The organism is Shewanella sp. Choline-02u-19, assembly GCF_002836205.1.
Lineage (GTDB): Bacteria > Pseudomonadota > Gammaproteobacteria > Enterobacterales > Shewanellaceae > Shewanella.
On record NZ_PJBE01000013.1, the window covers coordinates 1,591,555 to 1,605,046 of the forward strand.

Here is a 13,492-nt window from a genome sequence, read left to right on the forward strand (position 1 = left end):
TAACTGAGTAAAGGACGCTCATGACTAATGAAAATATCGCTATTCTATTAGCCCAATTAGATCAGGTATTACTCGGTAAAAATCACCAGATAAAACTCGCGTTGTGCTGCATCTTAGCGAGGGGGCACCTATTGATCGAAGATCTACCTGGTATGGGTAAAACCAGCCTATCTCACGCACTAGCGCAAAGTCTTAGCCTCAGTTATCAAAGGATCCAGTTTACCAGTGACATGTTGCCAGCCGATATCCTCGGCGTGACCATTTTCGACAAACAACAAACAAAATTCATCTTTCACCCGGGTCCCATTTTTAAACAGATGATCCTTGCCGATGAAATCAACCGTGCCAGTCCTAAAACCCAAAGTTCTTTGCTTGAGGCTATGGCGGAGAAACAGATCACCGTCGATGGTGAAACATACCCTTTACCCGCACCGTTTTTTGTTATTGCAACGCAAAACCCCAGCGATCAATCAGGCACCTTCCCGCTGCCAGAATCTCAGCTTGACCGCTTTATGATGCGCTTATCTATTGGCTATCCCGATCCCAGCTCTGAATTCGCGATGTTAAAGAACCAACAAGATGACAACGCAATAGCGTTACCACAATGCTTAAATGCGATGACTCTGCAAGCATTACAAGAAAACGTCAGTGACGTCAGCGCCTCTGATTCACTGCTAAAGTATATTTTGGCTTTAGTGAATACTTCACGAAACCAAACTGAAGGCATAGGTTTATCACCAAGAGCAAGTAAAGCAATTTTACAAGCCGCTAAAGCCTGGGCCTTAATCAATGGCCGCCAATATGTTGTTCCCGAAGATGTACAAGCTATATTCCCTTATGTTGCCGAGCATAGAATTAGACAAAATGCCCAACAACAAGGCCAGGTGATGTCAGCAGCGATATTGAGCCAAGTAAACCCCATTCTTTAATCACGCTGTTAAAGGGATCTATGATATTAACTTTTACCGCCATTAAACGTCAGATAAAGTTTCGATTAGATAGCTGGTTATCTCGGCGTATACCTGCGGCTAAATCAGTCACCTTAAGCCACAAAAGTATTTTCATACTGCCCACGGGTTTCGGTTTTGCTTGGATTTTTTTGTTTATTATTCTGTTTCTCTTCGGCACCAATTATCAAAACAACCTGGTAATGGGGTTAAGCTTTTTGCTATTAAGCATGTTTAATACTTGTATCATCTACAGTTACCAGAATCTTGCTGGGCTCACCCTTTCCAGTACTCAGTCATCAACTCATTCTTTTGCAGGTCAACCTAGTTACATCCCTATATTGTTGTCATCGAAAAGCAGTGCATTTGAGATCCAACTCAATTTTAATGGTCAACCGTTGGAAATTGCTAACAAAGTGGTTGCTCAATCGCTCCCTAGCCGACTCACCGTGCAGCACCCTTTTCGCGGCTTATTAAGGCCTGGCCGACTAAAAGTCGAATCACGCTACCCTCTAGGACTTTGCCGAGCTTGGTCTCATGTTGATTTAGACATAAAACAGGTTATCTTTGCTAAACCCATAAGCGGGCAAGACACACTTGCCTACAATCTCGGTGCACACGATGATCAATTACAGAGTGGTAAATTCATTGCTGGAATCGATGAATTTAAAGGGCTGAAACAATACGTAAAAGGCGAGTCACTTAAGCAAGTGGCTTGGAAACAATGGGCTCAAGGCCGAGGCATGTTAACTAAAGAGTTTCAGCAACCACAAGGGGCCCCAATGTGGCTAACCTTAGACTTAACCGCCAGCAACCCAGAACTGAGCTTAAGTAAGCTTGCGTGGCAAACCGAACAATTGACGAATAAACAACAAATATTCGGCCTCAAAATTGGTTCCAATACCATAGCCCCTGCGAAAGGTGAACAGCACAGAATAAAAGTGCAAACCCAACTGGCGCTATTTCCTAAAAAATACCCAGTGCATAGCGATGATTAAATTAAGCCGTAATAAAAAAGTAAAATTAACTGCACAGAGGAGTATCTCGAGGCACACACTGATGTGGCTGCTGATCACTAATATCGCCATATTATCGCCTCTGTACCAGCAAGTAACAGTATGGTCATTAGCCATTTGCACTATCTGTATTATTTGGCGAGTCGGTATTTATCTCGGCAAAGTAGCCAAGCCTCCACAGTGGTTGGTGACTACCTTAGCTTTTGCCTCAGCGATGACACTGGCAATGGTGGCCAATAAGATTGGTGTGCTCACTGCCCTTATCAATTTATTAATCTTAGGTTACGCTCTTAAGTACATTGAGATGCGCAATCGAAGAGATGTACAGGTTGTGGTGCTTGCTGGGTATTTTTTAATTGCCTTAACCTTTATTCAGCAACAAAGTCTGTGGTCAACATTGCACTTACTTGTGGTCACCTTCATTAATACCTGCGTGTTAATTAGTCTTTATCACGACGAAAATAATTTTAAACACGCCGCTAAACTCGGCGCCAAAATCCTATTACAAAGTGTTCCGCTAGCGGTCATTCTGTTTGTTATTCTGCCACGCATTCCTCCGCTGTGGATGGTTCCGCCTCAGGGCGGCGCCAAAACAGGCCTGTCTAATACCGTGAGTTTCGCCAATATCACTGAGCTCACTCGCTCTGCAGAATTGGCTTTTAGAGCCACCTTTAGTGACAATGTTTTGCTCCAAAATTCAGCGCTTTACTGGCGAGCTATCGTGATGGAGGATTACGATGGCACCCAGTGGTTACAAAATCCAAGTATTATCGCTGTCGAACGAGGACTCACAAGCCCTAAAGGCCTTGATACTGCAGTGATCCAGCGTTTCGCACCCGTTAGCAATAATGTATTTAACTCCGCCAAAGCACTCTCCTATTCAGTCATAGCTCAACCAAGCTCACAACATTGGCTGTTTGGTTTAGATCGGGCCACCAGCCAAGATCACGGCATCAATATGTTGGCTGATTTTCGTTTGTACGCCTCCAAGCCGATTGATCAACAAAGGCTCTATAATGTCACCTCTTACCCAAACCAACCGTTAGAGCCGAGCCTTTCTCCAGCTTTGAGAGCCGTCAATTTAAGCTTGCCTAACAACAGTAATCCGCGCACCACACGTTTAGCCATGCAGTTTGCAGCTCAATATCCCAAAGAAACCGATCGGCTTGATGCCATGATGCTTTACTTTACCCAGCAGCCTTATTACTACACCCTGCGGCCTCCTGCGGTAGGCAAACAGCAAATCGATAACTTTTTACTGGATAACAAAGCCGGTTTTTGTGTGCATTACGCCAGTGCTTTTGCCTTTATGGCTAGAGCATCCGGTATCCCTGCCAGATTGGTCAGCGGCTATCAAGGCGGCGAATATAACTCGGCTGCAGGTTATTACAGTGTTTATCAATATATGGCCCATGCATGGGTTGAGGTATGGCTACCCGCTCGCGGCTGGGTTCGCTTTGATCCCACCGCCATGATCGCTCCCGAAAGAATTGAAGCTGGCTTTGACGCGTTTTTCGATCCACAGGAGAGCTATTTAGCCGACAGTCCTTTCGGTTACATGAGCTACCGCACCAGCGAAATGTTTAACCAGCTGCGAATGCAATTTGCCAGTGTTGATTACTTTTGGAGCGTATGGGTGCTGGGATTTAACACTGACAAACAGCAACGTGTTTTAGAGGAGGTATTAGGTGAAGTCACTCGCATCAAGCTGGCGATGTTTATCATCGCCAGCTTAGGTGTGATAGGGCTGTCTATCGCCTATAGCGCAGGGTTGATACAATTTCATCGTTCAAAAGACCGACATCTTAATGCCTATTATGCGGTGTGTAAGCTACTTAGAAAGCGAAACTTACCCAGAGACTACAACGAAGGGCCGCTGGATTATAATCAACGAGTTGCAGCAGCCTTCCCCAGTATCGCCAAGGATTTTGACAAGCTGACTCGCTACTACATTGCCATTAAATACCAGAATGTTGGAAAAAAGCCACAAAAGAAGCTTTCTCGATTACTTATCAAACAATCGAGGTGGCTAAAAATCATAATCATCAAACAGAGATTGGCACTTAATAAAACAAACACATAGAATGGATAAATTCGAGAAATGATCCGCTTAACCTAGCGCATTTTTGTCAAAGGAACGTCATGCTATACCTAGTCCAATCCAATCAAATGGAAGCCTTGTCGCAATTACTGGCAGCAGAGCTAACTCAGCCACTGCCAGACACGCCTTTACTGATGCCAGAACACATATTGGTGCAAAGTCCAGGTATGTCGACGTGGTTACGACTAGAGATAGCGCGGCAAAATAACATTGCTGCCGCACTTGAATTTCCACTGCCATCGAGTTTCATTTGGCAACTTTGCCACACCTTGCTTGACGATGTACCTAAGGAAAATGCCTTTACCAAGGCGGCTATGACGTGGAAGTTGATGGAGCTACTACCGTCACTTATCGACCAAGATGACTTTACGCCATTAGCTAACTATTTAAATAATGGTAACAATCAAGATAGCGCTATAGATAATAGTGCTGATAGTAGCGTCCAAAGTAATGCAGAGCCCAGTCCACTCAAGCTTTACCAGCTTTGTGGGCAAATCGCGGATATTTTCGACCAATATCTTGTTTACCGTCCCGATTGGATAGCGGCGTGGGAAGCCAATGAGCCCACCCTCCCCCCTAAAGGTGACAAGCTCGGTGAAGCTCAAGCATGGCAACCGATATTATGGCGGGCGCTCATTGAATTTAATGCCAATACATTGCAAAAAAGCCAATATCATCGCGCCAATTTACATCAGGCACTATTTGACGCATTAGATGATCCAGAGACCTCAATGGAGACGTTGCCTAGGCGCTTATTTGTCTTTGGGATCTCTTCAATGGCGCCACAAACATTGGATGTACTGCATTATCTCGCCAAGCGTATCGACGTTATCATGCTTAGCCTTAGTCCTTGCCAGCACTATTGGGGCGATATTGTTGACCCAAGACTCAGAGCACGCATGGCGCTGCAATATGCTAACAAAAATAAACTCGATATTGAATGGGAAGATAAACTGGAAGTTGGCAACCCCCTACTTGCCAATAACGGCAAGATGGGCCGAGAACTGTTAGACCTTATGCTGGAATTGCCTGAAGAGCATACTGCATTTAACTTAGACTGTTATCAAGATCCTGGCGTAGACTGCATGCTACATGGCGTACAGCACGATATTTTAGAGCTCAGCACCCGAGGGCAGATCTTAGGTCCTGATGCCTCGCTATATTTGAATTTAGAAGGTAGAAGACTGTTACAGCAAGACGATCATTCCATTACCATCCGCAGCTGCCACAGCCCGCTGCGCGAAGTTGAAACCTTACATGATCATCTGCTGGAAATGTTATCCAACTCAAAAGACGCCAACGGTAAACCACTGGCACCCAAAGATATCGTGATTATGATGCCAGATGTCGCCGCATACGCGCCTTATATCGACGCGGTGTTCAGCGCGAAAAAAGGCGGTCACTACATTCCTTACGCCATTGCGGATCGCGGTGCAGTGCAAGAATCACCGCTCATTGCGAGCTTTTTACACCTGCTCAATATCAATCAAAGTCGTTTCGGACTGACCGATATTCTCGGCATTTTAGAGGTTCCGAGCGTGTTGAGGCGTTTTGAACTAGATGATGATGCTTTAACCATTATCAAGCGGTGGTTAGAACAAGCTGGCGTACGCTGGGGCCGTGACGAAACCAGCCGTGTGGAACATCAGCTACCCGCTTTTGAACAAAATGCATGGTCGCTGGGAATAAAACGCCTTATTTTGGGTTATAGCTTTGCCGATGACGCGCCTCTTTATCAGCAAACACTCGCGGTGAATGGCATTGAAGGACAAACAGCGCAAGCGTTAGGCAAGTTACTCGATTTTATTGAAGCGCTTGATGATGTGCATAGCGCAATGGCCAAAAGCTGTAGTTTAACTGAACGTATCAGCCAACTAGAGCAATTATTAACTGCATTCTACCTCGTTGACGATGATGAACAGGTACAGTTGCAAGAAATTCGCGATGCCATCGTTAAACTTGATGAGGAGTTAACCGAATCAGGACACAGTACGCCGCTGCCCATAGAGGTACTGCAAAATTGGTTTAACTGCCGATTATCAGAGTCACGTGTCGGTCAGCGCTACCTTGCCGGCAGTGTCAATTTTTGTACCTTGATGCCAATGCGCTCGATCCCTTTTAAAGTGGTTTGTTTACTCGGTATGAACGACGGGATCTATCCACGAGTTCAGCATCCTGTCGGGTTTGATTTGGTAGCGCAAATGGGACCCCGTAAAGGTGACCGTTCCCGTCGCTTGGACGATAGATACCTTTTCTTAGAAGCCATACTGTCTGCAAGAGAGCAGCTTTACATCAGTTACATTGGTAATAGTGAGCGAGATGATTCCGTGCGGATCCCCTCAATGTTAGTCTCAGAACTGGTCGAATATTGTCAATTAGTCTATCTACCCCAAGCGTTATCATCGATTGAGTTGCACACAGATAACAATGGTGACAATCAAGCAGCGGCCAAACGGGTTGAACAGATAGAACAGGCCATTGAGCAACAGCTGATCTGTAAACAGCCGCTACAACCTTTTGATGAACGCCTCTACCGCGCCAACCAAGACGCTGGTTTGCTTCCCGTGCAACAAAGTTATAGCGCTCAGTGGTGCCCCGTCCCAATGGCCCAAGATAACGCTGTCGATATAGCAACCAGCGCTAACGGCTTTATTAACTTAAGCAGCCCGCTATTAGGTATTACGGAGCCAGTCAGTGATGAGATTGAAGAGATTGAGCTTTCTGCGTTAATTCGATTTTTCCGAAATCCTGCACAGTATTTCTTCAATCGCACCTTAAAAGTAGATTTAGCCATTAATATCCGTGCCGATGATAACGATGAGCCCTTTAGTTTAAACGCATTAGAGCGCTATAAGCTGCAGGCGACGTTAATCAATCATGCCATAGACAATCAAACTGAAACACCCGATGACGTGTTACTTGAACGCTTAAAAGCACAAGGCAATATCCCGCTGAAACCGTTTGATGATTTACTATTGGGACAGTACCTGCACGATATAACTCCGCTCATAGGCCGAAGCTTATATCTAAAAGGTGAGTCTAGTCAGTCTGTTGATATTGCCATTGCATTGAGCCCTAAAACGAATTTAGACGATGGGGCTATCGCCAATGAATTGGCAAGCAGAACCATTAATCTGGTGGGTCGAATCGATGATTTATGTGCCAAAGGTCTGGTCAACTATCGACCCGGCACGGCCAATGGCAGAGATCTAGTGCGGGTGTATTTACGCCACCTTTGCCTGTGCGCGATGCAAGGTAAAACCGATGTGTCACGCTTAAACCTGCCCATTAATAGCTACTTACTTGATATTGGCCATTTTCATGTATTTGCGCCAATCACCGCCGAGCAAGCAACGAGCCAGTTAGGGCTATGGCTCGGCTACTTTAAGCAAGGTCAACTACAACCGTTAATGTTTATGCCACGCACCGCATTGGCTTATGTTGAAGCTGAGGGCGATCACTTTCAAAAATTACGTGAAGCACAATCGCAATGGCTTGATGAGCAGAGTCAGCTTGGTGAAGGTATGGAACCGCATTTTCAGCGTTTGTATCAATTCCCGGATGATTTTACCGAACAGTGTTTTGGCAACACTGCACACACCTTATTGTCGCCACTGCTGAGCTTATATCACAAGGGTAGGTTAAGTGAGCTAACCACCTATGTAGAAGCTGGGGCCCAAGTCGCTACCTCGCCTACCACTGCTAGCGAAGAAGGATAATATGAACCCGCTTGAAAATAAGACAAATATCACTGAGCCACTCGATACTCTCACGCTCCCCTTTGGTGGCAGCAGACTGATTGAAGCCAGCGCAGGTACGGGTAAGACCTACACGATTGCCGGCCTATATGTGCGGTTATTGCTTGGTCATGGTATTACGCATGCGCTCACTTGCGAGCAAATTCTGGTGGTCACCTTTACCAATGCCGCGACAGGTGAGCTAAGAGATCGTATACGTAAAAAGATCCAATTGGCTTATCGATGCTTTATTGGCTTAAGCGTTGATGATGTGCTTATCACTCAGCTATATGTTGCGACGCCTGATTGCGATAAAGCGATAGCTCGAAAACGGTTAGATTTGGCGCTCAAATCACTTGATGAAGCCGCGATCTATACTATTCATGGATTTTGCCAACGTATTTTGGCTGATATGGCGTTTGAATCTTCATTATTGTTTGAGTCCGAATTCACCTTAGATGATAGTGAATATTTACACCATGCCGTACGCGATTTTTGGCGAGAGAAATGCTATCCACTCGACGAAAGCCTCGCTGCCGTGATCCAAAAGAAGTTTGCCAGCCCAGATGAATTATCGCGCCAACTGAGGCCACTTCTCGGGGCAAGTAGTGCGATAGCCCACCCCTTGCCTGTGGCTTTTGAGAAGGTAGAAGCCAACTTATTACAAAGTTTAAGTCGCTTAAAACTCATTTGGCCAACGGAGCGAGCACAAACAGAAGCGCTGCTTCATGCTCTGCCACTCAGCGGTGTTCGATTCGGTAAAAAGGCCGATGCTTATCCAAAACTCGCCGTGATGCTTGATGCCCTTGATAACTGGGTCGCCTTCGGTACAGGCTTACCACCACAAAAGGTGCTCGAAGCCCTTTCCCTTAATGGACTTAAATTAAATAAAGGCGGCGAGATCCCAAGTGCGCAGCAAGCCCCCGTGCTAGCCCATATTGAAAGGCTCGCAGGCCTTATTACCGACCTTATACCCAGTTTTCTCTTTAGCGCCAGAGAGGGGATCGCGAAACGTTTTGCACAACAAAAATCAGAGCGTAACCTACTGACCCCAGACGACCTATTGTTAACATTGGCGCGTGCATTAACCGCCTCGCAAGACCAGTTTCTTGCAACGTCAATTGCAAAACGTTTTCCCGTGGCGCTGATTGATGAATTTCAAGATACCGATCCATTGCAGTTTGATATATTCAGTCAAATCTATCAACCGTCGGCAGCGGTTAGCGCTCATCCTGTTACCCCTAGCGCCCTTGCAGCTGAAACGGTAACAACAGCGAATGGTCTTCAGTTAGCAGAGCCACAAGATAGCCTAAGTTTGCTGATGATTGGCGATCCCAAACAAGCAATCTATGCTTTTCGCGGCGCCGATATTCACACTTATATTCATGCCAGAGAACAAACTGAAAAGCACTATAACCTTGATACTAACTACCGCTCAAATAGACAGATGGTCGACGCCGTCAATTGTATTTTTGAGCATAGAGACGATCCTTTTATTAGCGCATCAATCCCCTTTGAGCCCGTAAAAGCCGCAAGCTTTGCAGACACTAAAGTGCTGCAAGAGTCTAAGACGGACAAGAGCGCATTAAGGCTCAGAATTTTAAGTGAAGATCCTGAAAAGGGATTAAATAAAACCACGGCAAGACAACTGCTTGCTAGCGACGTTGCCGATGAGATCACCCGCCTGCTGATTGAAGCCCAGCAAGGCTTATGTGCCATTGGTAAGGCCGCCTTAAAAGCGAAAGACATCGCCGTATTAGTGCGAGACCGACATGAAGCCAATGTGATAAAAAAAGCGCTCGAACAGCGACAAGTGGGCTCGGTATTCTTAAGCCGTGACAGCGTGTTTGACACTATTGAAGCCCGAGAAATGTTGCTTATATTATACGCCATGGCCGATCCTAAAGATGAGCGAGCGCTACGAAGCGCCCTTGCGACCTCTTTATTGGGCTATAGCGCGGAAGAGATCCATGGCTTTAACCAAGATGAAGATAAGCGCCAAGTGCTACTGGAGCAATTCGCAACGCTGCAGCAACAATGGCTTAAACGCGGCATCATGCCAGCACTGCTTAACCTTGCTGGCCAAGCAAAGCTTATCGAACGACTACTCTACAACAGTGAAGGTGAACGTCGCCTAACCGACTTTAGGCATCTTGGTGAACTGCTGCAGCAAAAAGCGACCGAGCTTGATGGCATGAGCGCGTTAATCAACTGGTTTGAACAGGCGTTAATCGGTAATCAACCCAATGAAGAGTCACAGCTAAAGCTCGCGAGTGAGCAAAACCTAGTGCAAATTGTCACCATCCATAAAAGTAAGGGACTTGAGTACCCGATCTGCTTTATTCCGTTTGTGAGCTTAAGTCGAGGTAGTAGTAAGAGGCCTGCGCCTATGCTCTATCACGAGCACAATAAACTGGTATGGGATATCGAACAATCGGATGAGGGTTGGGACAGACAAAAACGGGAAACCTTAGCCGAAGATCTACGCTTACTGTATGTTGCGCTAACAAGACCAGTACTCAAATGTTATTTGTACATCGCCAACCATAGTCGCTTAACAAAAAGCAAAGGAATGACCAGCCAACTCAACGAAACTGCCATCGGTTATCTTCTTGGTATTGAGGATAAAATATGCGAGTACAGTGAGTTGCAAAGCAAAGCTCAGTTATTTGCTCAAAAAGACCCGCTAGCCATTAGTTTGACTGAAATGACCGCGGCAGGTTCGACTCCTTTTGAAGAGGCGTATTTACAGCTTCCAAGCAACACTGACGTGCAAGTAGAACTTGCGCCAAAGGTGCTTAAACGTCCACTGCAAACACCTTGGCGCGTTGGAAGTTACTCAGGACTGGTTAAACACCTTGCCCATGAGAAAGTGCTCCCTGGCGCCGATGATGAACAGTTTCCCGAGGTCGACCTCATCATTGATGAGGTTGATACTGAAGCCTCTCGTTTCAGTTTTGAGCGCGGCGCTAATGCAGGTAGCTTTATGCATTTAGTACTGGAGCTGATTGATTTCACAGAGGCAAGTTCAGGTTTGGATGAACAGTTACCCAATGCCATGAGTAAGTATGGTATTGATGAGCAATGGACTGAGGTGTTAAAAGACTGGTATATGGATCTCCTCCATGCGCCTCTTGCAACCGATGATTCATTATCTCTTGCGCAGCTAACAAACCAGCAAAAATTAGTTGAGATGGAGTTTTACCTGCCTATAACCCAGCTCAATGCCAATAAACTGAACCAGTTACTTATCGACTTTGGTTATAGCGGTGGCCTAGTATTCGATGATTTACAAGGCATGCTCAAGGGCTTTATTGATTTAACCTTTGAGCATAATCAGCAGTATTTTATTGCAGATTATAAATCTAATCATTTGGGTGATAGCCTCAATGTTTACCACTACAACAATATGAAACAAGCTATTCGTAGCCATCGATACGATCTGCAGTACATCATCTATACCTTAGCCTTACACCGATATTTAGGACTCAGAATGACCCACTATGATTACGACCAACATATTGGCGGTTGTTTTTATCTGTTCTTAAGAGGGATGTCAGTGAGTGAGCCTCAATCCGGTGTATTTTATGACAAACCACCCAAAGAGCTGATTGAAAAGCTTGATGTGTTATTTGGCAAGACTCAACGGCAATCAATACCTGTGGAGGATAACTAATGTTGACCACTTCACGTCCAATAGAAACCTTATTAAAAGAGTGGCAAAGCGAGCGATTGTTAACCTCTCTTGATCGACATTTTGCGCTACAAATGGCGCAGCTACATCCAGATCCATCGCCACTTATTGTACTCATTTACGCCCTGCTGAGTCAGAACTTATCGAGTCAACATACCTGCTTACCACTGAGCCAGATTGACTTAGCTAACCCTGTAAAAGAGAAAAGCAGTCAATGTCAGATTAACATAAGTGTTGCAGAGTTAACGGAAGAGCTACTTCGCTGTGCTGCCGTCGGCACACCAGGAGACAGTGACTTAAAACCACTCATTTTAGACAGTGGTAATCTTTACTTGCAGCGTTATTACCACTTTGAGTGTGAAGTTGCCGAGCACTTAACTCGGCTGTCCCATACTCCCGCTTTCGATGACTCATCGGATAAAGCGCAGTTAACCCAGGCCAAGGCATTACTCGATGATCTCTTTCCACAAAATGGGCAAAGCTACGATTGGCAGAAAATATCGACTGCAACCGCATTAACCAAAAAACTCGCGGTTATCACTGGTGGCCCGGGTACAGGTAAAACAACCACAGTGACTAAGTTATTGTATTTGTTAACCTCACAACAAGAGCTTACCATCCGCCTTGTGGCCCCAACGGGTAAGGCCGCTGCGCGTTTAAGTGAATCGATTAAAGCCTCGAAACAGCGACTTGCGAATGAATTAAAACATTTACCTGCCGATGAATTGAAGTTAAACATGGGGCGTATTCCTGAGGGAGCTGCCACCCTGCATCGATTACTCGGTGTTATCCCAAACTCGCATCAATTTAGACACCATAAAGATAATCCTTTAAGGCTCGATCTACTGATTATCGATGAAGCTTCAATGGTTGATCTTCCGATGATGCATAAGTTGCTCACCGCCTTACCAGCAAACGCAAGCCTCATCCTCTTGGGCGATCAAGACCAATTAGCCTCCGTCGAGGCTGGCGCCGTGCTGGCTGATATCTGTAGTGGACTAAAAATGAAGTCAGCAGAGGGTAATACTGGCTGGCAGATGCGCTATTCACCGCCTCAAGCAGAGCGATTAAGTCATTTAACCGGTTACCCGTTGAATGACTTTATCAGCGCTGACCCACAAATTGGTGACAGCCTCTGTATGCTCATGCACAGCCATCGCTTTCAAGGTGATGCTGGCATTGGACAACTGGCGAATGCGGTCAATCAAGCGGACCTGCCGTGCATTGCCAAGGTATGGCAGACCGGTTATCAAGAGTTATTATGGATTGATCATAGTCATCTCAATAGTGCGAACAAGATGACCAATCAGGGTTTAGAGACGCTACTCGATCAATCTGTTACTCAATATGCTCCTTACCTTAATGCAATTGGCACACCGGGTGTGACAGCGGCACATATTATCGAAAACTTTAATCAATACCGAATATTGTGTGCCATGCGCGCAGGAGAATACGGCGTTGATGGTATTAATCAAAGTGTCACTCGCAGTCTTGCTGACAAAGATCTCATCAACCCAGAACAAGAGTTTTACGCTGGCAGGCCGGTGATTATTCAAAGCAATGATTATAATCTTGGACTGTTTAACGGCGATATAGGACTTATCTTGCCCGATGAAGACAGTGATGCCAAACGATTGATGGCGCACTTTATTCAAGCTGATGGTGGGTTATTAAAGGTGCTTCCTGCTCGCTTACCGAGCCATGAAACCTGCTTTGCAATGACGGTGCATAAGAGTCAAGGCAGTGAATTTAGCCATGTATCTTTAGTCTTGCCAATAAAGCCCAGTCTGGCGCAACAGCAACTGCTGTCTAAAGAGCTTGTCTATACGGCGATTACTCGTGCAAAGCATCACTTTACCTGCCTTGGCAGCCAACGTGTATTTGAGCAGGCCAGTTCGCGCTTAACCCAGCGAGCATCAGGGTTAGCACAGCGGCTTTGGCGCCCTGTGGATAACCGTGATACGGCTAATTTATTATAGAGAGGATAATTACGATCT

The 13,492-nt window shown here is 45.7% G+C and carries 6 protein-coding genes; all 6 read left to right on the forward strand.

Translation table 11 applies throughout. The features are described 5' to 3' along the window. Positions 1-20 precede the first annotated feature (20 nt). The 6 genes from CXF83_RS13680 to recD all read left to right on the forward strand — a co-directional run bounded on the left by CXF83_RS13680 (position 21) and on the right by recD (position 13,474). Entirely contained in the window at positions 21-929 is a 909-nt protein-coding gene (locus CXF83_RS13680) for an AAA family ATPase (RefSeq protein ID WP_101090985.1), read from the forward strand. A gap of 20 nt (positions 930-949) precedes the next feature. Further along, complete coding sequence (locus CXF83_RS13685; RefSeq protein ID WP_101090986.1) at positions 950-1,945, forward strand: DUF58 domain-containing protein; 996 nt, start codon at positions 950-952, stop codon at positions 1,943-1,945. Positions 1,946-2,006: 61 nt separating this feature from the next. Then, complete coding sequence (locus CXF83_RS13690; protein ID WP_232775109.1) at positions 2,007-4,046, forward strand: transglutaminase TgpA family protein; 2,040 nt, start codon at positions 2,007-2,009, stop codon at positions 4,044-4,046. A gap of 59 nt (positions 4,047-4,105) precedes the next feature. Beyond that, complete coding sequence (gene recC / locus CXF83_RS13695; protein WP_101090988.1) at positions 4,106-7,783, forward strand: exodeoxyribonuclease V subunit gamma; 3,678 nt, start codon at positions 4,106-4,108, stop codon at positions 7,781-7,783. Position 7,784: 1 nt separating this feature from the next. Beyond that, the gene (gene recB / locus CXF83_RS13700) at positions 7,785-11,477 is read left to right on the forward strand and encodes an exodeoxyribonuclease V subunit beta (RefSeq protein WP_101090989.1); all 3,693 of its coding nucleotides are present in this window, start codon (positions 7,785-7,787) and stop codon (positions 11,475-11,477) included. Further along, positions 11,477-13,474, forward strand: a complete 1,998-nt coding sequence (gene recD / locus CXF83_RS13705) for an exodeoxyribonuclease V subunit alpha (protein ID WP_101090990.1) — start codon at positions 11,477-11,479, stop codon at positions 13,472-13,474. Before recB ends, recD begins: the two co-directional genes overlap by 1 nt. Positions 13,475-13,492 lie beyond the last annotated feature (18 nt).

Excerpts from the sequence above, each read along its gene's own strand:
- recC (WP_101090988.1), top strand. The coding sequence starts at position 4,106 with ATGCTATACCTAGTCCAATCCAATCAAATGGAAGCCTTGTCGCAATTA.
- recB (WP_101090989.1), top strand. The coding sequence starts at position 7,785 with ATGAACCCGCTTGAAAATAAGACAAATATCACTGAGCCACTCGATACT.
- recD (WP_101090990.1), top strand. The coding sequence starts at position 11,477 with ATGTTGACCACTTCACGTCCAATAGAAACCTTATTAAAAGAGTGGCAA.
- CXF83_RS13690 (WP_232775109.1), top strand. The coding sequence starts at position 2,007 with ATGTGGCTGCTGATCACTAATATCGCCATATTATCGCCTCTGTACCAG.
- CXF83_RS13680 (WP_101090985.1), top strand. The coding sequence starts at position 21 with ATGACTAATGAAAATATCGCTATTCTATTAGCCCAATTAGATCAGGTA.
- CXF83_RS13685 (WP_101090986.1), top strand. The coding sequence starts at position 950 with ATGATATTAACTTTTACCGCCATTAAACGTCAGATAAAGTTTCGATTA.